General features: G+C 68.1%; 18 protein-coding genes and 2 pseudogenes. 8 read left to right on the plus strand and 12 right to left on the minus strand.

The genetic code is table 11. From position 1 onward, the window contains the following. The 3 genes from LY13_RS23830 to LY13_RS23840 form a co-directional block, all read right to left on the minus strand. Window positions 1-287, minus strand: a 287-nt coding sequence (locus LY13_RS23830; protein WP_253830806.1) for a transposase, incomplete at its 3' end; no start/stop codon positions are given. Window positions 288-499: 212 nt separating this feature from the next. Beyond that, on the minus strand, window positions 500-2,485 hold the full coding sequence (locus LY13_RS23835; protein ID WP_253830807.1) for a hydantoinase B/oxoprolinase family protein: 1,986 nt from the start codon (window positions 2,483-2,485) through the stop codon (window positions 500-502). Further along, window positions 2,482-4,527 (minus strand): hydantoinase/oxoprolinase family protein, encoded by a 2,046-nt coding sequence (locus LY13_RS23840; RefSeq protein WP_253830808.1) that lies wholly within the window; start codon window positions 4,525-4,527, stop codon window positions 2,482-2,484. Before LY13_RS23840 ends, LY13_RS23835 begins: the two co-directional genes overlap by 4 nt. 153 nt (window positions 4,528-4,680) lie before the next feature. Between LY13_RS23840 and LY13_RS26220 the strand changes: the two are divergent. Both LY13_RS26220 and LY13_RS23850 read left to right on the plus strand, forming a co-directional pair. Continuing rightward, a pseudogene (locus LY13_RS26220) lies at window positions 4,681-4,980 on the plus strand (PucR family transcriptional regulator ligand-binding domain-containing protein); the annotation flags it as partial. Window positions 4,981-5,479: 499 nt separating this feature from the next. Then, entirely contained in the window at window positions 5,480-6,196 is a 717-nt protein-coding gene (locus LY13_RS23850) for a PucR family transcriptional regulator (RefSeq protein WP_253830810.1), read from the plus strand. Window positions 6,197-6,650: 454 nt separating this feature from the next. Here the strand turns inward: LY13_RS23850 and LY13_RS23855 are convergent, their stop codons facing one another. The 8 genes from LY13_RS23855 to LY13_RS23890 all read right to left on the minus strand — a co-directional run bounded on the left by LY13_RS23855 (window position 6,651) and on the right by LY13_RS23890 (window position 13,381). Continuing rightward, window positions 6,651-6,821: a hypothetical protein gene (locus tag LY13_RS23855; protein WP_253830811.1), complete on the minus strand. Its 171-nt coding sequence runs from the start codon at window positions 6,819-6,821 to the stop codon at window positions 6,651-6,653. A gap of 80 nt (window positions 6,822-6,901) precedes the next feature. Beyond that, window positions 6,902-7,063 carry a hypothetical protein gene (locus LY13_RS23860; protein ID WP_253830812.1) on the minus strand — a complete coding sequence of 54 codons (162 nt, stop codon included), beginning with the start codon at window positions 7,061-7,063 and terminating at the stop codon, window positions 6,902-6,904. Between the two features lie 123 nt (window positions 7,064-7,186). Next, window positions 7,187-8,746, minus strand: coding sequence for a class I adenylate-forming enzyme family protein (locus LY13_RS23865; RefSeq protein WP_253830813.1), 1,560 nt, complete (start codon window positions 8,744-8,746; stop codon window positions 7,187-7,189). Window positions 8,747-8,848: 102 nt separating this feature from the next. Beyond that, the gene (locus tag LY13_RS23870) at window positions 8,849-9,643 is read right to left on the minus strand and encodes an SDR family NAD(P)-dependent oxidoreductase (protein WP_253830814.1); all 795 of its coding nucleotides are present in this window, start codon (window positions 9,641-9,643) and stop codon (window positions 8,849-8,851) included. Next, a complete protein-coding gene (locus LY13_RS23875; protein WP_253830815.1) occupies window positions 9,643-9,801 on the minus strand; it encodes an SDR family oxidoreductase in 159 nt (52 codons plus the stop codon). The genes LY13_RS23870 and LY13_RS23875 overlap by 1 nt, the downstream gene beginning before the upstream one ends. 254 nt (window positions 9,802-10,055) lie before the next feature. Further along, window positions 10,056-11,210: a thiolase family protein gene (locus tag LY13_RS23880; protein ID WP_253830816.1), complete on the minus strand. Its 1,155-nt coding sequence runs from the start codon at window positions 11,208-11,210 to the stop codon at window positions 10,056-10,058. Then, complete coding sequence (locus tag LY13_RS23885) at window positions 11,207-11,965, minus strand: glucose 1-dehydrogenase (protein ID WP_253830817.1); 759 nt, start codon at window positions 11,963-11,965, stop codon at window positions 11,207-11,209. The genes LY13_RS23880 and LY13_RS23885 overlap by 4 nt, the downstream gene beginning before the upstream one ends. An 87-nt stretch (window positions 11,966-12,052) precedes the next feature. Then, window positions 12,053-13,381 (minus strand): acyl-CoA dehydrogenase family protein, encoded by a 1,329-nt coding sequence (locus LY13_RS23890; RefSeq protein WP_253830818.1) that lies wholly within the window; start codon window positions 13,379-13,381, stop codon window positions 12,053-12,055. A 702-nt stretch (window positions 13,382-14,083) separates the two neighbouring features. Here LY13_RS23890 and LY13_RS23895 point away from each other — a divergent pair. Next, window positions 14,084-14,662: a TetR/AcrR family transcriptional regulator gene (locus LY13_RS23895; RefSeq protein WP_253830819.1), complete on the plus strand. Its 579-nt coding sequence runs from the start codon at window positions 14,084-14,086 to the stop codon at window positions 14,660-14,662. A gap of 135 nt (window positions 14,663-14,797) precedes the next feature. On the opposite strand, the gene LY13_RS23900 is transcribed toward LY13_RS23895, so the two are convergent. Next, window positions 14,798-15,637 (minus strand): FadR/GntR family transcriptional regulator, encoded by an 840-nt coding sequence (locus tag LY13_RS23900; RefSeq protein ID WP_253830820.1) that lies wholly within the window; start codon window positions 15,635-15,637, stop codon window positions 14,798-14,800. A 157-nt stretch (window positions 15,638-15,794) separates the two neighbouring features. Here LY13_RS23900 and LY13_RS23905 point away from each other — a divergent pair. The 5 genes and pseudogenes from LY13_RS23905 (at window position 15,795) to mhpA (ending at window position 21,110) form a co-directional block, all read left to right on the plus strand. Continuing rightward, window positions 15,795-16,318, plus strand: a pseudogene (locus LY13_RS23905) (flavin reductase family protein). Further along, on the plus strand, window positions 16,318-17,538 hold the full coding sequence (locus LY13_RS23910; protein ID WP_253830822.1) for an acyl-CoA dehydrogenase family protein: 1,221 nt from the start codon (window positions 16,318-16,320) through the stop codon (window positions 17,536-17,538). Before LY13_RS23905 ends, LY13_RS23910 begins: the two are co-directional and overlap by 1 nt. A 53-nt stretch (window positions 17,539-17,591) precedes the next feature. Continuing rightward, window positions 17,592-18,455 (plus strand): fumarylacetoacetate hydrolase family protein, encoded by an 864-nt coding sequence (locus LY13_RS23915; protein ID WP_253830823.1) that lies wholly within the window; start codon window positions 17,592-17,594, stop codon window positions 18,453-18,455. Window positions 18,456-18,468: 13 nt separating this feature from the next. Beyond that, window positions 18,469-19,446 carry a VOC family protein gene (locus LY13_RS23920; protein WP_253830824.1) on the plus strand — a complete coding sequence of 326 codons (978 nt, stop codon included), beginning with the start codon at window positions 18,469-18,471 and terminating at the stop codon, window positions 19,444-19,446. Window positions 19,447-19,469: 23 nt separating this feature from the next. Continuing rightward, on the plus strand, window positions 19,470-21,110 hold the full coding sequence (gene mhpA / locus LY13_RS23925) for a bifunctional 3-(3-hydroxy-phenyl)propionate/3-hydroxycinnamic acid hydroxylase MhpA (protein ID WP_253830825.1): 1,641 nt from the start codon (window positions 19,470-19,472) through the stop codon (window positions 21,108-21,110). The last annotated feature ends 17 nt before the right edge of the window (window positions 21,111-21,127 follow it).

Here is a 21,127-nt window from a genome sequence, read left to right on the forward strand (position 1 = left end):
ATCTCCCCGGCGGCGTTCAACTCGGCGAGTAGCTCCTGATGCAACCGGTCGAAGACCCCGAGCTCCTGCCAGTCCCGAAGCCGTCGCCAGCACGTCATCCCGGAACCGAACCCCAGCTCCTGAGGCAGGTCCTCCCACCCGATCCCGGTGAACAACACGAACAGGATCCCCTGCAACACCTGCCGATCCGGCAACGGCTTCGGCCCCGTCCGACTCGCCGGACGCACCGGCAACAACGGCCCTATCCGGGCCCACAACTCGTCCGACACGACCCACGGCGCAGCCACACCAAGATCATCTCAAACCAAGATCATCAACCTGTTAGGGGCTCTAAACCACTGTCACAGTTTCCTTCAGCAGCCCCGAAGCCGAGAAACGACGCGAACGCGTAGATGACCGCGGCCCCGATCGAACCACGCAGGCCGAAGAGCCCCCGGGCCGGCGAGCGGCACACCGTCGGCCCGGGGCCCGCGTCCAGGGGTGCAAGCCCCCGAGTCGGTCAAGTCCAGTGTTGCGCCGTGCGGTGTACCAGCATCTCGCGGAACTGCCGGGTGGTGGTCGGGAACAGCTCACCGGTCCCCCAGTCGACGATGACGCCGTACTGCCGGACAAGGTCGAGCATGGACAGCTCACCGGAACGGTACCGAGCGGCAACGCTCTCGGGGTCGGACTGCAACCACCCCTTTCGTTCCCTCCGGATCTCGTCTCTGGCGAGTTCGGTTGCCGCTTGATCGAGCTCGTAGTGGTCGATCTCCGCGTCCACCGCGTGTACCACGACGCCGTAGTCCCGCTGCGCCCGCTCCACCGACACGTAGCCGTCGACCACGTCCTCCAACACCTGCGAGGGGTCCCGCTCCAGTGGATCTCCGTAACCACCGCCGCCGGCCGACGGGCGGCCGAAAGTGTCCCCGGATTCCACGGACACACCGGCGAAAACCGAACCGAGAAACCGTTCTTCCGGGGTGTTCTCGTTCATCCACACACCGTGCGGGATCGACGGGAGCCCACCTTCGATTCCCCAGGTGACCGATCGCGCACGGTCGCAACAGTAGGACATCACCGTCTTGTGGCAGTCGGTCAGCGTTCCCCCTTTGCGAACCCCGGATCCGCCCCTGTTCCGGCCGGGACCGGCCGAGTCGGTGATGAGCTCGTGCGCCGTGGTCAGCACCGGGTTCAGCCGTTCCTGACCCTCGAGTGGCTGTACCGCGAGGCCGACCCCGAAGATCGGCGATGTGGCACCGGATCCGTCGCGGTCGCTTCGGCCGCCCCAGCCGCCTGCCATCCAGTCGTACCACATGAAGTAGTCACGCTCGGCGGTCCGCGCGTCGTGTCCGCCGATGAGGAGGTACTCCAGGTTGTACGAGCACGCCATCGCCCGCTCCGGAACGATCCGCGACCACAGCTCGAAGCCGGCGTTCATGATCTTCTCGTAGGGCCCTGAACAGAATCCGGTGACAGCGTGCGGCCAGCCGGCGTTGACCACCGTCCCTTCCGGGCCGATATCGACGTCGATGGCGTTGTAGAAGCCGGAGTTGAGTGGAACATCCGGGAAGAAGGTCTTGGTACCGGCGATGATTCCGGAGAACGCGGTCCCGTATCCGGCGTTGAGGAAACTGGCCACCGTCGCGGCACTGCCGCTGAGGTCGTAGCTGACCTGATCACCGGAGATCGTCAGCCGGACCTGCACGGGCACGAGCCCTTCACCGTGCGCAGGATCGAAGTCGATGTAGTCCCGGGTGGTCCAGGTGCCGTCCGGCAGCTCGGCGACCCTGGTGCGCACGATTCGCTCGACGTAGTCTTGCACTTCCTGCATGGCCTCGACCACGTCGTGCTTGCCGTACTTTCCGACCAGCCGGTGCATCTCCCGTTCACACACGCCGGTCGCCTCGGCCTGAGCATGCAGGTCGCCGAGGCTGATGTCCGGCGATCTCGTGTTCGACACGAGCAGCTTGGCGACGTCCGCGATCAGTTCACCGCCGCGCCACACCCGCAGCGGTGTGATCCGCAGCCCCTCACTGAAGTGGGTAGTGGCGTTGACGTCGAACGACCCGGGCACATTGCCGCCGATGTCAGCCCAGTGTCCCTTGTTCTGCGCGAACGCGATCAGCTCACCGTCGGCGAAGATCGGCCGGATGAAGCTGACATCGTTGAGGTGAGTCCCGCCCATGTACGGGCAGTTCACCGCGAACACGTCTCCCGGATTGATGTCCGAGCCGAACTCCTCCAGTACCGCCTTGCACTGGAAGTGCAGCGTGCCGACGTGCGCGGCGAGGTCCTGGCTTCCCTGCATCACCGTGTTGCCCTGCGCGTCGCACAACGCGGATGAGAAGTCCCGTGCGTAGATGACGAACGAATAGCAGGTGCGGAGGATCTGCTCGGACATCAGGTCCACCGAGGTGGCGAAGGCGTTCTTGAGGACTTCGAAGGTGACAGGGTCCAGCTCGCGCCCCTGCGCCGCCGCGCGGGCCGTGGTCGTGTTGCTCATCGGGAGGCCTCCGAGACGTGGATGCGGATGTTCAGCCACTCGTCGATCACCGCGGGAGTTCCCGGTGGGATGACCGTCGTGGAGTCGAGCTGCTCGACCACCGCGGGACCGGAGATGTGGGTTCCGGCCGCCAGCTGCTCACGGTCGTATACCGGGGTGTCGACCCTGCCCTTGCACTCCTCGAAGTAGGTGCGTCGGTGTGCGATCGGCTCCGGCGGGTCCTGTTCGACCGTGTCACGACGTGGGAACGACGGTTTCGGAGTGGTTCCGGTCGCGCGGAGCAACAGCTGATACAGCTCGACCGGCGTATCGTCCCTGCGGAACGAGTACTCTCGCTCGTGCTGCTCGTGGAACTGCTCGACCGCCTCGGCCAGTGCCTCCGGTCCGGACGAGATCGGCACGGTCAGCGAACGCCACTGCCCCGAGTACCGCATGCTGATGGACCGCTCCAACAGTATGTCGGATTCGGACACTCCCTCACGCCGCAGTCGTTCCGTGGCGTCGGATTCGAGTCTGCCGAACTCCGACTCCAGCGCGTCCACATCTGCGGTGGACGACTCGGCTTGGAACATGGTGGTCAGGTCGTGGCGAATGTCGACCAGCAGACAGCCCTGCGCGGAGGTGATGCCCGGGTGACGCGGCACCACGACCACCGGGATCGACAGCTCCTTGGCCAGCGCCGCCCCATGCAGGCCACCAGCCCCGCCGAAGACCACGAGCGCGAAATCTCGCGGGTCGTAGCCGCGCCTGATGGAGATCAGGCGCACGGCGTCGGCCATGTTCGCGTTCGCTACCTGGAGCACGTCGCTGGCTGCCTCGTCCAGCTCGAGGCCGAGCGGCTCGGCGATCTGCCCGGCAATGGCGTGCTCGGCAGCCGTACGGTCCAGGCTCATGGCACCGCCCACCAACTCGGTGCCGAGGCGGTCGAGCCCGAGGCTGGCGTCGGTGTTCGTCGGTTCCTTGCCGCCCAGCTGGTAACAGGCCGGGCCGGGGTCGGCGCCCGCCGAGGCCGGCCCGTTGCGCAACGAACCCGCCTCGTCAAGCCAGGCGAGTGAGCCACCGCCCGCGCCGATGGTGAGCACCTCGATGCTCGGGAAGCAGATCGGGAAACCGTACTCGACGTGCCATTCCTTGGTCCGCCGGATCTCATTGTTGTGCACGAGCGAGATGTCGGTGCTCGTACCGCCCATGTCCAGGCCGATCGCGTTGCCGTAGCCGCACCGCTCGGCCAGATCGCGCACCGCGATCGCACCCACGGCAATGCCGGACGCGGCCAAGCGCACCGGGTAACGCTGCGCCATCGTCGGTGTCATCGAACCGCCGCCGGAGTGCAGCAACAACAGATCGCCGTCGTAACCGCCGTCGGACAGCTCGCCTTCGAGCTCGTTGACGTAGCCGCTCACCAGGGGGCCAAGGACGGTGTTGGCGACCGTTGTCGAGAACCTGTCGTACTCGAAGATCTCCGGCAGGATCTCGCTGGAGGTGGACACCGAAACGCCCGGCAGTTCCTCAGCGAGGATCTCCTTCATCCGCTGCTCGTGGCCCGCATTGGCGTAGGAATTGATGAACCCGATCGCAACCGTCTCGACACCCTTGCGCCGCAACACGCGTGCGACCTGCCGGGCCTCGTTCTCGTCCAGCGGCGTCACCACGTCACCGACGTAGTTCACCCGCTCCGTCACCTCGTATCGGTCGCGACGCCGAATGTAGGGCGGACCGACATCCTTGTACGCATCCCATAGGTCGGACTTCGTGCCGTTGCGGATCTCCAGCACGTCCCGGAAGCCACGAGTGGTCACCATGGCTGCCTTCGGGAACCGCCTGGTGATCAACGCGTGGGTGGCGACCGTGGTGCCATGTGAGAGCAGTGCCACCTGGCTGAGGTCCACGTTCGCGGCGCGAATGCCTTCCAGTACCGCACGCATCGGGTTGTCCGGCGTCGACGACACCTTGGCGACCGTCGTTGACGCAGTGTCGGTGTCGAACACGCACACATCGGTGAACGTCCCGCCGACGTCCACTGCCACTCGGTGTTTTCGCACGTCAGTACCTCTTCGTTGGTTGCTTCACCGACACACGATGAGGTCCACGTCACACTGGCACAATTGTGTGAGGTGAGAACAACGAGGTTGGAGACTGTGGACGCACACAAACGACGCGACGATGCGCCGGCGCCGGACGGCCGTTTCCGCCTGGTGGATCTCCTGGCCGAACAGCAGCTCGGCCTCAAGCTGGTTACCGACGGTGACCCCGACACTCCGATCTACGGCGCGCACCCGATCGAGATCGAGAACCCGTCCCGCTGGATGAAGCCGGGATGGCTGATGCTCACCACCGGAGCCCGGTTCGGCGGCCCGGTCAGCACTGCCGACCAGCAACGCGACCTGGTCAGAGAACTGCACTCGAGCGGCATGGCGGCGTTGGGGTTCGGAATCGGGTTGTCCATGGACACGGTCCCGACCGCGCTCCTCGACGAGGCGCACCGCTGCGACTTCCCGGTGCTGTCCGTGCCGCTGCAGACTCCGTTCCTGGAAATCATCGACGTGGTGAACCGGGCGACCCTCACGAAGGACATCTACCTGCTCCGCCGCACGATCAGCATTCAGGACTACCTGCTCGAATCGCTTGCCGAGCAAGACGCTCCGGCTGCTCTGGTCCACCGACTGGCCGAGCTGCTCCGCGGCACCGTGGTGCTCTACGACCAGTCCGGCACCGTCGTGGCATCCTCCGGGGTCGGCCCAACCCAGATCATCCGCGCGGAGATCGCCGGGAATCCCACCCAACGCAGACGATTCACGATCGGCCGATGGCACGTCGTCGCCGATCCGATCCGCACCGACACCGTGCTGCACTGGCTCGCCGTGGCGTCCCGCAGACGCTCAGTATCCGAAGATCTGGCCGAACCTGCGTTGGAGGCGGCACGGCGACTGATCGCGATGATCAGTACGCTCCCGCGAATCGGTCGCCGTGGAAAGTCGCCTGCGTCGAGCAGAGTTGATCCGCCTGGTGGTGGCCGGCAAACAGTCCGATGCCCAGTACATCTGGGATCGCCTCGAAATGCACCGGTTCCCACGCGGAAGCGAGCTGCGCCTGCTCGCGCTGACGGACACGAGCTGGAACCGCTCGGACGACGAGCGACTCAGCGACGTGGAACGCCTCGAACGAGCCGCACCCATGGAGCGTGCGGCGCTCGATACCGATGTGCGGTTGCTGCTCGGGGGCCATGCCTCGCAGATCGTGGGGCTGGTCGAGGCGGACGAAGCCGCGCTGCAGCAGTGGCTCGACGCGCTACCGGACACCGTGCGCTGTGGGATGAGCGAGCCGTTCACCGACCTCACCGTCGGCCCCGGCCGGCTACGGGAGGCCGAACTGGCCCTGGCCTCGGCCCTTCGCGGTGGGCGGCCCGTACTCCGGTTCGAGCAGATCGGCCTCGTCGACTGGCTGGTCGCAGGCCAGGATGCGACGTCGGTGCGCGAGAAGGCACGCCGAATACTCGCCCCGATCGCCGAGAACGAGGCGCTCATGGAAGCGATCACCGCGTACTTCGACTGCGATTGCGACATGCAACGGACCGCGCGCAAACTCGCCCTGCACCCGAACTCCGTGCGCTACCGCCTCAAGCGCGCCGGCACCGCGATCGGCTACGACTTCCGCTCCCTCACCGACCTCTCCGAACTGTCGTTGACCGTCCGGCTGCTACGCGAATCGTAGACTGACTGGCCGGCTACATCGATCGTCACGATGCCTACGTGAGTCCTACCCAACGGTCAGTCGTCGGGCACAGTTCGTCGGCACCAGCCCGAAACACAGAGGGAGAACGGCCGGGCCCATGCGCGGCGAACGGGAACCAGCTAAGCCGGATATCATCGCCGACGGGATCAACCGTCCCTGGTGACGCAGGTCGGACTCCTCCGCTTCTGGGCGCCCGCCGGCCGATTTGGCCACGGAGTCGACGTTCTCGGGCGGGCCATCGACGAACTCCTAGACGGGCACGACCCGAGAGAGCTGAAGTACGCCGTTCTGCATCCGCAGGCCGCAGCCGATATCCTACTGAAGGTGCAGTGAAGGATTCAAACACATATTCGAGGACCCGGCGCAGGCCAACGAGGCGAAGTGGCGGCGCGGTGACTTCAGGAGCGTCACTCTCAGCGCAGCGCTTACGCGACTAGAGGAGACGGCCGATATCACGTGGTCGGCGAAGGAACGCAAAGCGCTGACGAATCTGGCGCGCGAACGCAGCAAGCTGCAGAACTTCGGATCCACGAGCAGCCACATAGTGGTCAGCAATCTCGCTGGCAAGGCCATGGAAGTCTTGTTCCGGTTCATCGTCGAACACTGTGTGGTTTCACCTGATCCTTGACGTTCCTGCCCCGGCTGATGCTTGACGTTCGGGCTAGGAACCGTGGGCGCTTGTTGTCATCGCTCGTCCGGGCTTGTGGCCTGGGCGAGGAGGTCAGGGGTGAGCAGGGTCGAGGCGTCGAGGACTTCTAGGCCGACGGGCCGGTCGATCGTGGCCAGCAGGACACCGCCCCTCTCCTCGACGCGCACGGCGTCAGCGGTGTCAGCTCGGTTCTCCACGGTGGGGCTCCTCAATCAGCGGTCGGCATCCACGGGGGCGGTCGGACCGGACGTTGAGCGCGGAACGCTTCGGCGCGCAGCGATCGCCCGCCGCGGGCCGCGGGGTCGTCGCCGTCGCCGTCGTCACGAGGCGGGTTCTTCTCGGAGCTGTCGGCGGAGGATCTTGCCGGATGCGGTCTTCGGGAGCTCTGGAAGGATGGTGACTCGTCGCGGAGCCTTGAACACGGCGATGCACTGCCGGCAGAACTCGATGAGCGTCGCCTCGTCGGTCGACTCACCGGGGCGCAGGGAGACGTACGCGACGACCTGCTCCCCGCGGTAGTCGTCAGGAACGCCGACCACACCCGCTTCACTCACCGCCGGATGCCGCATGAGGACGTCCTCCACCTCGAGCGGCCAGACCTTGTAGCCACTGCTGACGATGAGGTCCTTGCTCCGGTCGATCAGGTATAGCCATCCGTCGTCGTCGAGGATTCCGATGTCGCCGGTGTGCATGCCCGACGGTCGGAACGCGACCTCGGTCTCCTCGCGGTTTCCCCAGTATCCTGCCGCCACCTGCGGCCCCCGGATCACGACCTCGCCGACCTCGCCGGCGGGTGACGCCTGATCCCTGTCGTCGCGGATCTCCACGGCGGTACCCGCCACTGCGCAACCGACGGACAGCGCGCCGGTGCCGGGGTCGACCGGCGCCTGGCGGCCCTGTGGGGTCAGCGTCACCAGTGAGGAGGTCTCGGTGAGGCCGTAACAGTTTCGGATGTAGACGCCGGTCCGGTCCTGCCATCGCATCACCGTCGTCGGCGCGACGGGCGCCCCACCGGAGAGGCAGGTGCGCAGCGACCGGACCTTGTCGGGCGTCAGGTCGGGCTGGTTCAGCAGGGCGGTGTAGATGGTGATCGCGGCGACCATGGACGTGGGGCGGTACCGCTCGATCCAGGTCAGCGCCATGGCCGGGTCGAACCGGTTCATCTGCACCAACGGGACATGGCAGTCCAGCGCCACCACCAGGTCCGCGACGAGACCGGTGATGTGGAAGCACGGGGCGATGCCCATGATCGCGTCCCCGGGTTCCGGCCGCAGCACCTCCCGCCAGAGTTGCCGCTCCACCGTGAGGTTGCGGTGCAGGATCATCGCGCCCTTGGGCGGGCCCGTCGTCCCGGAGGTGTAGACGAGCGCGGCGACATCCTCCCCCGCGCACTGTTCGGCACGGTCGAACGACGGCGGGCCATCGGACCCAGCCGTGGTCGTCAGGAAGTCCCAGGTTCCGCTCGACCTCGTCCGTTCGAGCCCGAGGGAGGTCGCCACCGCGGGATCGGCGTAGTCGGCGACCGACGTGGTGAGCGTGGAGATGTGTCCGAACTCCGCCAGCACCGGTTCGAGGGCCGTCGCATACAGATCGTCCAGGACGATGGCAGCCGACGGCCCGCAGTCCTCGACGATGTGCCGCAGTTCGGCGGCCTTGTACATGGGGTTGACCGGCACCACCGTGGCGCCGAGACGCCACGCCGCCTGGCAGGCGATTACCGCCTGCGGCATGTTCTGCAGCTGGAGCAACACCCGGTCGTGGCTGCCGACGCCCTGCCCGGCCAGGAAGCCGGCGAGCGCGTGCGCTCCCGCGTCCACCTCGGCGCGGGTCAGGGTCCGCCCGAGGTAATGGATTGCAGCAGCTGCTGACTGCTCGGTCATGACGATCCCTTCTCCTCTTCTCGGCTCTCGGGCGAGGGAGGGTTGGGCGAGGATGCCGGACGACGATCTCTCCGATCACGTCGATGCGGTCGCGGCGGGTACTCACTGCCCGCCAGTCGGATCGGCCACGGCGAGATCGTCCAGCTTGCGCTGCAGCTTGTTCATCCCCGCGAGCCACCGATCGGTATCGGTGGCTCGCGCGGCGTAGTAACCCCCCACCTCAGGGTGCGGCAGGATGAAGAAGCGGTCGTCAGCGAGTGCTTCCCAGACGGTGTCGGCCACCTCCTCAGGCGTGAGGGCGGAGTCGTGGCTGAGCAGGTCTTGCAGCCCGCCGGTCGGAAGCATCTGCGTGCGAACGCCCTGCGGACACAGCGCCTGAACGACGATCCCACGGTGCCGGTAGGTCGCCGACAGCCACTCGGCGAAGGCGACCGCGCCGTGCTTTGTGACCGAGTACGACGGCCCCTCCAGCAGGGTGAGCAGGCCGGCTGCCGAGGCCGTGACGACGTACCGGCCGGATCCCCGCTCGAGCCAGCGCGGCACGAGCAACCGAGCCGCCCGCACGTGCGCCATCACGTTGACCTCGTGGCTGAGTGCCCAGTCCTCTTCGGAGGTCGCCAGCGTGCGACCTCGTTCGACGCCCGCGTTGCCGAACCAGACCTCGACGTCACCCAGGAGCTCCCAGGAGCGACGCACGAGAGCTTCCGCACCCGGGGCCGAGGCGGCGTCCCCGGGCACCGCGTGGCCACCGATCTGCTCGGCGACTGCACCGGCCGCATCCGCGTCGAGGTCGTTCACCACGACGCGCGCGCCCCCTGCAGCCAAGTGGGTGGCGATCGCCTTGCCGACGCCGTTACCGGCTCCGGTGACGACCACGCCCTTCCCGGCCAACGACATCATGCAGCTCCCTTCAGGAGCAGGCCGCCGTCGACCACGACGACCTGCCCGGTAATCCATCCGGCCTCGTCCGAGAGGAGGCAGGAGACGAGGCCGGCGAGGTCCGCCGGGTCACCGAGCCGCTCCAGCAAATAGGTCGCGGCGACCTCAAGGTCCATTATTCGGCCGTAGACCGAGTTGATAGCGGTGTTGATGACCAGCAGGTCGACGCTGCCGAACGTCTCGATGGCCCGCTCGACCGTCGCCCCCGGTGGTCGGCATCGGCCGCGTGTTCCGCGACACCGAGCGCGACCTCGGATCCCCCGAGCTCCTCGACGGCGGCGTCGAGGGCCTCCTGCTTGAGGCGATCGCGCGGGCAGGTCCGCCGAATGCTGCGCCTGCCTGCCCGGCAACCTCGCCTCGCCACCGTCGTTCACAGGAGCTCGAAGATCGTGGCGTTGGCCATGCCGCCGCCCTCGCACATCGTCTGCAGCGCGTAGCGGACGCGCTCGCGACGCATGTGGTGGACCAGCGTCGTGGCGATGCGCGCACCCGAGGCCCCGAGCGGATGCCCCAGGGCCATGGCGCCGCCCAGCGGGTTGGTGAGCGAGGGGTCGGCCCCGGTCTCGGCGTACCAGGCCCCCAGCACTGAGGCGAACGCCTCGTTGACCTCGAAAGCCCCCATGTCGGAGAGCGCCAGGCCGGACCGCTCGAGGATCTTCGCGGTCGCGGGGATCGGGCCGGTCAGCATCATGATCGGGTCGACTCCGGCCGTCGCGAACGAGTGGAGCCGCGCCAGCGGCGTCAGCCCGAGCTCCGCGGCCTTCGCGGACGTGGTGACCAGGAGCGCGGCGGAACCGTCGGAGATCTGCGAGGCGTTGCCCGCGGTCACGACCCCGTCCTCCTTGAATGGGGTCGTGAGCGTGGCCAGCTTCTCGACCGTCGTGCCTGGCCGGATGCCCTGGTCCCGCTCGACGAGCCCGTCCGGGCTCGGGACGGCGGCGATCTCCTCGGCGAAGAGCCCGGCGTCCTGGGCGGCCCCGGCGCGCTCGTGGGAGGCCACCGCGAGATCGTCGAGGTAGGTCCGCGAGAGGCCCCACTTGTCGGCGATGAGCTCGGCGCTGATCCCTTGTGGGACCAGCCGGTCCTCGTAGCGGTCGTTCATCGACCCGAAGGCGTCGGCCTCACCGACGTTCGAGAACATGGGGACACGCGACATCACCTCGACGCCGCCCGCGATGGCCAGGTCGTAGTGCCCGGCCACGAGACTGGCGGCGGCGAACTGCAGCGACTGCATCGAGGAGCCGCACTGCCGATCGACGGTCGTGCCGACGACCGACTCCGGCAACCCTGCGGCCAGCGCGGAGTTGCGGGCCACGTTGAAGGCCTGCTCCCCGACCTGCGACACGCAGCCCCAGACGACGTCCTCGATCTCGTGGGGGTCCACGCTGGTGCGTTCGACGAGCGCCCGGATCACGTGGGCCGAGAGGTCGACCGGGTGGATGTCGTCCAGATCGCCCTTGCCGGACTTGCCCACGCCCACAGGCGTGCGCACCGCTCCGACGATCACGGCGTCACGAGCGCTCATATGGAGATCCCTCCATCGACGGGCAGTACCACGCCGGTGATGTAGCCCGCTGCTCGACTGGCCAGGAAGCCAACGGCCGGCGCCATCTCCTCCGGTGAACCGAAACGCCCCATCGGGATCGTCGCCGCCAGCTCCGCCAGCTTGTCGTCGGGGATCGAGGCGACCATCCGGGTCTCCGCGTTCGGTGAGATGGCGTTCACCGTGATGCCGAACCGCGCCAGCTCCTTGGCGGTGGTCTTGGTGAACCCGATGATCCCCGCCTTCGCCATCGAGTAGTTGGCCTGCCCGGGGTTGCCGCGCAACCCGGTGTAGGAGGTCACGTTGATGATCCGGCCGCCGCCCTGGGCCCGCATGTGCGGCACGACCGCGCGGGTCAACCGGAACGTCCCGCCGGAATGGGTCGCCAGGACATCGTCCCAGTCCTGGTCCGTCAGCTTCCAAACCACATTGTCCCGCAGGATGCCGGCGTTGTTCACCAGGACGTCGACCCGGCCGGTGCGCTCGACGGCTGATCGGACAGCCCGATCCACGTCCTCGGTGACCGACACGTCGGCCTGGACGCCGTGTGCGCCGATGGCGCGCGCAGCTTCGGCGAGCTCGGCGCCGTCCCGGTCGACGAGCACCACGGTGGCACCCCAGCCGACGAACGCCCGGCCGATCTCCAGCCCGATGCCCCGACCCGCCCCGGTGACGACGACCGTCGCCCCGGAGAAGTCGTAGGAGACCTCCCCTGGTGCCTGCTGGTCATTCGGCATGCCGGTCTCCAGCCTTGACGTCCCCGGTCGTAACTGGACTGCGCACGTCGATCCCTTCCTTCGAAACAAGTCTGGCCAGCGTCTGCGTCATGTCGTCAAGTCGGCGTGTCCGCCGTTCGCCCCGTAGCGTGCACGGGTTGCCTCTCCGGCCCGTTCCGCGGCGGCGAGGTCCAGGACGGCAGCGCCTCCGCCGGTGCGCGCGGGGTCGGTGTCGCGGTGCCTGCGGAGTTCGAGGCGGGCGATCTGGTTGCGGTGGACCTCGTCGGGGCCGTCGGCCAGACGCAGGTAGCGCGCGGTGGTGTAAGCGGCGGCCAGGCCGAAGTCGTTCGTGACGCCGGCGCCGCCGAAGGCCTGGATCGCCCAGTCGATCACCTGGCCGGCCATCGTGGGCGCGACCACCTTGATCATGGCGATCTCGGTACGGGCGACCTTGTTCCCCTGCTCGTCCATCGCCCAGGCCGCCTTGAGGGTGAGCAACCGGGCCTGTTCGATGAGCATGCGCGACTCCGCGATCCGCTCCATCGTCGTCGTCTGCTCCGACAGCGGCGTCCCGAACGGCGTGCGCTCCTCGGCCCGCCGGCACATCCGCTCCAGCATCCGCTCGGCCAACCCGATCAGCCGCATGCAGTGGTGGATCCGGCCCGGCCCCAGCCGGCCCTGCGCGATCTCGAAGCCGCGCCCCTCCCCGAGCAGCATGTTGCTCGCAGGCACCCGCACGTCCTCGAACACGACCTCGGACGCCTTGTCCAGCGTGCCCACGTACCCGAAGATCGGCAGCGGCCGCACCACCCGCACCCCCGGGGTGTCGACCGGCACGAGGATCATCGACTGCTGGCGGTGCCGGTCCGGCGAGTCCAGATCGGACTTGCCCATGACGATCATGATCTCGCAGCGCGGATCGGTTACGCCGGTGGTGAACCACTTGCGCCCGTTGATCACGTACTCGCCGCCCTCGCGCCGGATCGACGTCTCGATGTTGGTGCCGTCGCTGGAGGCCACCAACGGCTCGGTCATCGCGAACGCCGACCGGATCTCACCCGCCAGTAGCGGCTCCAGCCACCGCTTCTTCTGCTCCGCGGTCCCGTAACGGGCGATCGTCTCCATGTTGCCGGTGTCCGGCGCGGCGCAGTTGAACACCTCCGGCGCCATCAGTGACCGGCCCATCACCTCGCACAACGGCGCGTACTCCAGGTTGGTCAGCCCTCCCTCGCCGTGCCCCGGCGGCAGGAACAGGTTCCACAGCCCCGCAGCACGCGCCTTCGGCTTCAGCTCGTCGATGATCGCCGCATGCCCGTAGGGCCCGGCGGCCTCGGCCTGCTCGAAGTGCACACCCTCGTTGGGGTAAACGTGCTCGGCCATGAAGTCCTCCAGCCGCAGCTGCAGCTCGAGAACCTTCGGCGAATGCTGGAACTCCATCGGACCAACTCTCTGCACAGACGGCCGCAGACCCGTGACCACGAGGGGTGCTCGACAACCCTGGGCAGGGAGCCTAACGGGCGACCGGTAGCGAAACAATACCGGCACCCACTGCAGCAGCGGAAATCAGCGAACCGCCTGCGTGCAGCCGGACCGATCGTGCAGCCGTCCGTGAGCCGAGTGCGGTACATCCACCACCCCTTCGACGCCGACAAGACGATCAACACCGGCGCCCCGGGTGCCGGACCCAGTTCCTTTAGAGCGCGAGCATGATCGCCACATCGAGGCGGGTGGGTGCACTCCTGAGCTGCACTACCACCGCAGCAACCAGCTGTACTTCCTCAGCGCGGCGCGACGAAGATCCGGCTCGGCGACGAGGCGGACGCGATCACCGCTCGATACGACAACTACGCCGGGGTCTTCGTGAACATCACCGAGCCCTTCCACGTTCACACCATCGTGCGTCCCTGACGGCAGCGACTACGGCAATGTTCCCCTGCTCCAGCACCACGCCGCCCCTCACGACTCCTCCGTGCAGCCGTGAGGGGAGCGGATATCCTGCCGTGGCACCACCAGGGCACCCGTGCGAGGAGGACGAGTGAAAATCGGGTACTTGCCTGAGGTCCAGGACGTCGGCCTGCGAGTGGAGCTGCGCGCAGGTACCCGTGCCCGCGCCGGCCAGGCCACATGAGGCCCGGGGCAGTGGAGGAGACGCCCGCCGAGATCAGACGCGTGGCCCTGGAGATGTTCGCTACGAGGGGCTATGACGCGACGTCGGTCCGCGACATTGCCGCGGCAGTCGGTATCCGCGGCGCCACCATGTATCACCACTTCGCCGCGAAGGAGGAAATCCTCTGGGACCTGACGCAGACTGCCATCCTTCGACTAGCGAACTCGTGGGCGGCCGCGAAGGAAAAACTGGGGCCAGCGGACCCCATATCCCGGCTGAGCGCCTTCGTCCGGACCGACGTCGCCTTCCACGCCGAGCACCGGACCGAGGCTGTGATCGTGAACGCACAGCTGCACCGCTTGTCACCCGAGCATCGGGCTCGTGCTGTGGAGATGCGTCGCGCCTTGGAGCTCGAGCTGACGACCATCGTGACCGACTGCCTGACCACCGGGCAGCACGCTGTCCCGGACGTGCGCGTCACGGTGTTCGCGATCCTGCAGATGACCATCGCCGTCTCCGGCTGGTATGACCCCACCGGCCCGTTGTCAGTGGAGCAGATTGCCGGCATCTACCAGGACCTGGCCGTCAAGATGCTCGCGCCGGGCCCGTAACAACAGCCGTCCTCGGACGCACGAGAGGTGCCGACGAATCCTCGGCGACCGCGACCTGGGGGGTCTACGGGTACTCGTCCCCGCCGATGGCAATTGGGACATCGTCACGCACCGACAACAGCCTCCGGCCCGGCGTCAGCCGCCGGTGGCTGCCCCCGGTGTCTGCGGCGAGTGGAACGCACCGTCCGCGTCGAGGGTCTCCGAGGGACCCTGCGTGGGCTCCGTCGTACTGGCGGCCATGTTGTGCTGCCGGATGAGGCCCACGGCCCGGGACTTGTCGCGGATGGCGATCGCCTCGACGAGGTCGGCGTGCAACTGGTAGCGGCTCTGGACGTACTGGGAGACCGGCCGCTCATCGGCCGGCTGCACCGATAGCGTGTGCGACTCGATGATCTCCAGCAGGCTCAGGTAGAACGACCGAAGCATGGCGTTGGGAGTGACATCGGCGATCCGCGCATGCAGCGCCCAGTTCGCATGGATGAACTCGATGCCGTCGAGATCGGTCGCGGCCCTGCGCATGCGGTCCAGCTCCTGCCGCATCGCATCCAGGTCGTCGGCCGAGGCATGGTGCAGCGCGTCCTCGACCAGAAGCGGGTCCAACGCGTCCCTGAGCCGGAGTGCGTCGACGACAGAGGCAGCGTCCACGTCGAGCGCAAGAACGGCGTTGCCCAGCCGCACGAGCGGCGACTGACGGCTGGCGAACAACCCGCCGACTCGGCCGGCGCGGACGGTCACCACCCCGCGGGCCTGCACCAGGCGCAACGCCTCGTTGAACGTGCCCACCGAGACACCGCAGTAGGTGCGCAACTCTTCCTTGGTCCCCAGCCGCGCGCCGGGCTCGGCCGCCGCGGCCAGCGCCGCCAGCTGCTCAGCTGCCCGCTCCGGCATCGTTGCGGGATCGGACTCCCGAAGGGCTCGACGCGAAGCGGGCCCCGCCGACACCGACGCTGCGAGGCCCTGCTCGCGATCGGTCACTTTACTCCTCCTTCGCTCGGTCCGACGAGGCCCAAAAACTACCATGCTAATTTCGCCCCAAACCGTTGACACGTGGCCGCGGCCCCGCTCAGGCTGGCGAACATAAAACAGCATGGTGATTGGAGATCACATGCAGGATCACGAGTTCCGGGATCTCATGGCCGACGTCTGCGCGCTAGTCACCGTGGTGACCACCGAGGACGACGACGGCCCGCACGGAGCGACGGTGACTTCCTTCGCATCACTCTCTGCGACGCCTTTGGTCACCGTGGCGCTGGACCGCCGGTCGGCGCTGCTCTCGCGGATCCTCAGCAGCCGCCGCTTCGGGGTGAACGTCTTGGCCTCGGCCGACGACGAAATGGCGCTGTCGTTCGCTCGCCCACGAGGCACTTCGGGCAGGTGTCCTGGAGCGCCTCGCGAGGGCTGCCGCGCCTCGACGATGCGGCCGGGTGGGCGGTCTGCGACCTGTGGCAGGTCGTCGAAGGTGGTGATCACCTGCTGCTCGTAGGCCTGGTGCCCCTCGCTGAGACCACACCAGCTCCCTCCCCTGGTCCACGGCTACCGCACCTTGGGCACCCACTCGCGCTTCACGAACCGGCCACGACCACCGATCGCCGACGGCCTCGCCGCCTTCGCCCGCTGATCCACCACCACGTTCCCGCTCGGCCAAGGAGTCACTGATGACTGCCCTCCGTACGGCGCCCACCACCGGCACGGACACCGACGGCGTGCCCACCACCGCCGAGCTCGTCGCGCGGGCCCGGGCACTGCACCCGCTGCTGAAGAAGAACGCCGCCGAGGGCGAACGGGAGCGCCGCGTGGCCCAGGAGTGCATCCAGGCCCTCACCGAGGCCGGTCTCTTCAAGCTCGCCGTACCCAAACGCTACGGGGGCTACGAGACCTCCGTGCGCACGATGCTTGAGGTCTCGGCCGCCGTCGCCGAGGCCGACGGCGGCGCCGCCTGGGTGGTCACCCTCGTCAACTTCTGCAACCGGGGCGTCGCCGACTATCCGGTGCAGGCGCAGGACGAGGTCTTCGGCGCCGACCCCGACGCGAAGGTCTCCGGCGTGTTCGCCCCCACCTCCACGGCACGGAAGGTCGACGGTGGCTGGCGGGTGACAGGCAAGTGGTTCTACAACTCCGGCTCCTGGCACGCCACCTGGACCGTGGGGGGCATCCCGTTGACCGACGAGGCGGGCAACGTCACCGGCCGCGGCATGGCCCTCATCCCGCGCAGCGACCTGAAACTGGAGGACACCTGGTTCGTCGTCGGGATGCGGTCGTCGGGCAGCAACTGCTTCATCGCCGAGGACGTGTTCGTACCCGACGACCGGCTGATCAACATCATGCCGGTGATGGCCGGAGCGGGCGCTGACGATCTCGACGTCGCCCCCCTCTACCGGACCGCGCTCGCCCCTCTCGTGTCGCTGGCCCTCGTCGGCCCGCAGCTGGGCCTGGGCAAGGCCGCCCTCGAGTACGTGATCAGCAAGGCCGCGACCAAGGGCATCTCCGGCACGAGCTTCACCACGCAGTCCGAGTCGGTCGGCTTCCAGCTGCAGATCGCCGAGGCCGCACGGTTGGTCGACACAGCTCACCTGCACGCCTACCGTGCCGCCGACGACCTCGACGAAGCCGCCGCCGCGGGCGAGTTTCCCGACCTCGTCACCCGCGCCCGCGTGCGGTCCAGCACCGGCTACGCCGCCGAGTGCGTCACCAAGGCGATCGACATCTTGCTGTCGGCGCACGGAGCATCCTCCTTCGCCGAGGTCAACCCGCTGCAGAAGATCTGGCGCGACTCGGCCACCGCGGCCCGGCATGCCGCTGTCCCCCCGCAGCTCAACTACGAGCTATACGGCAAGAGCCTGCTGGGCGTCGAGAACACTGTCACCCCGATCCTCTGACCGACCACCGTCCAACCCTCCCCCATCCAGCTCGTCATCCCCAAGGAGATCCCGTGCGTCTTGCCACCGTGTCCGGTCGGCTCGTCCTGCTCCCTGCCAACGGAACCGGCGCCATCGACGTCGAGCACGCCACCGGAGGGCGTTTCGGACCCGACACCATGGCAGCGCTCGAACGATGGGACGAGCTGGTCGATGCCCTGCAGGGCATCGAAGCACCGGCCGAGCCGATCGAGCCCGGGCAGCTGCAGGCCCCGGTCCCGATGCCCCGTCAGCTGTTCGCCATCGGCCTGAACTACGCCGACCACGCGGCGGAGTCCAAGATGCCGCTGCCCCCGGCGCCGCTGGTCTTCACCAAGTTCCCGACCTGCCTGACCGGCCCCTACGCGACCGTGGAGCTGCCCAGCGACAATGTCGACTACGAGGTGGAGCTGGTCGTCGTCATCGGCCGCCGCGCCGACCGGGTCAGCGAGGACCAGGCCTGGGAGCACGTCGCCGGTGTCACGATCGGGCAGGACCTCTCCGAGCGGGTCGTCCAGCTCACCGGCACGCCCCCGCAGTTCAGCCTGGCCAAGTCCTACGCCGGCTTCGGCCCGACTGGGCCTGCGCTGGTCACTCTCGACGAGATTCCCGACCCGGGCGCACTGGGCATCGGCTGCCGCGTGGGCGAGGAGGTCCTGCAGGACGGCAACACCAAGGACATGATCTTCGGCATCCCCGAGCTCATCGCCCGCCTGTCCCACGTGTGCCCGCTGCTGCCCGGCGACCAGATCTGGACCGGCACGCCCGACGGTGTCGGCATGGTCCGCACCCCGAAGCGTTACCTCGCTCCCGGCGAGACGCTCACCACCTGGATCGACGGCATCGGAGAGCTCCGCACGAGCTTCGTCGCCGCCAGCGACCACAAGACCCGCGACTGACGAGGAGCAGACGATGCCCCTGCACCGGCTGACCGGCATCACGATCGGCGTGCCCAACGTGTCCGAGACCGCCGACTACTACACCGACTTCGGCCTGACCCCCTCGGCGAGGAGCACCGCTGCGAGCCCCGAGGCCGTCTACGCACTGAACACCGGCGACCTGCAAGTCGCCTTCTCGACCGTCGACGGTGGTGAGCAGTTGCGCCTGGTGCGCACTCCCCGGCGCCGGCTGGTCGAGCTCGGGGTCGGGGTCGACGACCCCGACGACCTCGACCGGATCGCCGCGTCGTTGGCCCACCTCGAGCTGACGCCCGAGCGCGACGCGGCCTCGTTGACCGTCGTGGACCCGGGCACCGGAATTCGCGTCACGGTGGAGATCGCCGAACGGATCGACCAGGCACCGGCCACCGTGCCGAGCTACAACTCCCCAGGGATCGTCGCCCGGCAGAACGCCCGTGCCGACGGCGTCGAACGGGACAACCCGGTGCGGCCGCGCAAACTCGGCCACGTCGTCCTGGGCTCCACCGACCAGGACACCAGCCAGCGGTTCTTCACCGAGGGGATCGGCTTCAAGATCAGCGACCGGGTGCCCGGTCACGCCGCATTCATGCGCTGCTCCACCGACCACCACAACGTGCTCGTCCAGGCAGCGCCCGTGTCCCTGCTGCACCACACGTCCTGGCAGGTCGACGACGTCGACGAGGTCGGCCGCGGTGCCACCTCCATGCTGGCCGAGGACCCGACCCGGCACGTCTGGGGCCTGGGCCGGCACCACATCGGGTCGAACTTCTTCTGGTACCTCAAGGACCCGGCCGGCAACTTCAGTGAGTACTACTCCGACATCGACTGCATCGTCGACGACCAGCTCTGGACGCCGCAGGACTGGCACGACGCCCGCGCCCTCTACAGCTGGGGGCCGCCCCCGCCGCCGTCCTTCCTCAAGCCGGACGACCTGGCCGAACTCATGACGGACGCCCACGCGGCCGGCTGATTCACATCCCAAGGGACACCGTCATGGAAGAACGACCGAAGAACACAGGCGACTACGACGTCGCGGTCGTCGGTTTTGGCCCCGTCGGGCAGGTGCTGGCCATCCTGCTCGGCCAGCAAGGACACCGGGTCGCGGTGGTGGAGCGGTACGAGGGGATCTACCCCAAGCCCCGCGCCGTCGTGTTCGACGACGAGATCGCCCGGGTCCTGGCCTCGGCCGGAATCGCGGACCGGTTCGTCGACGTGCGCGACGTCGCCTCCGACTACGAATGGCGCAATGTCGCTGGCGAGACCCTTCTCCGTTTCGACTTCAGCGACCGCGGCGACTCCGGGTGGCCCGAGTCCAACATGGTCACGCAGCCGCGCCTCGAGGACGTGCTCTGCCAACGCGTGGCCGCCCTGCCGAACGTCACGGTCTTCCGATCGACCGAGGCCGTCCAGCTGCAGCCGGACGACGCCGGGGTCGACGTCACGGTGTGCGACTCGCTGCTGAAGCGGAAGATCCTGCGAGCGGCCTATGTGGTCGGGTGCGACGGCGCGAACAGCTTCGTCCGGCAGCGGATGAACACCGCCGTGACCGACCTCGGGTTCTTCCACGACTGGCTCATCTGTGACGTGCTGCCGCGCGAGCAGCGCTGCTGGTCACCGACGAACCTCCAGCTCTGCGACCCGGCTCGGCCAACGACGATGGTCTCCGGCGGCCCGGGCCGCAGGCGTTGGGAGTTCATGCGAATGCCCGGCGACATCGCCGAGGAGTTCGACAGCGACGAGACCGCCTGGCGACTGCTGGCCGCCTCCGGGATCACCCCGGAGAACGCGACCCTGGAGAAACGCGCCGTCTACACCTTCCACGCGCGCTGGGTGGACGACTGGCGGGACGGTCGGCTGCTCATCGCCGGAGACGCAGCCCACCTCATGCCCCCCTTCCGCGGGCAGGGCATGTGCAGCGGCATCCGGGACGCGGCGAACCTGGCCTGGAAACTCGATCTCGCCCTCCGCGACGTGGCCGCACCGGACCTGCTCGACACCTACGTCACCGAACGGTCCGCGCACGTTCAGCACGCGATCCAGATGTCCGTCGAGCTCGGCAAGGTGATCTGCGAGACCGATCCGGAGAAGGTCGCCCAGCGCGACGCGCACCTGATCGGTGCCGGCGCCCGACCGGAGACCGCACTGCCGCCGGTTCCCCCCGCGGCTCTCGGCCCAGGCGCGCTCCAGAGCGACGACGCCGGGAAACCGCTCGCGCCCGCCGGCCAGGTCGCCGTCCAGGGCCGAGTGCGGTCCGCCAATGGCGCCGACGGCCTATTCGACGACGTCGCCGGCGTCGGGTTCCGGCTGCTGGTGGACGGTGAGCGGCTGCCGAATAGCGGCCTCAGTCTTGAACTGTCCGCCGAACACGCGCGGCTGCTCTCCGACATCGACGCGCGAATAGTCCCCGCCGTGCGCGCCGGAGCAGACGTTCGCGGCGACGCGGTCGAGGACCTGGACGGCGTCCTGCTGCCCTTCCTTCGATCAGCGGGGCATGCCGTGCAAGCCATCCGGCCGGACGGCTACGTCTTCGGCGGCGTGTCCGACGTCGCGGAGCTCCCGCGGCTGCTCACACAGCTTGCCGCAGCGCTGCGCCTAGCACCCGCTCCCTCCGTTGTAGCGAAGAGAACCCGTTGAGTGACTGCCGAGAGAGT

Source organism: Prauserella aidingensis (genome assembly GCF_024171865.1).
GTDB lineage: Bacteria > Actinomycetota > Actinomycetes > Mycobacteriales > Pseudonocardiaceae > Prauserella > Prauserella aidingensis.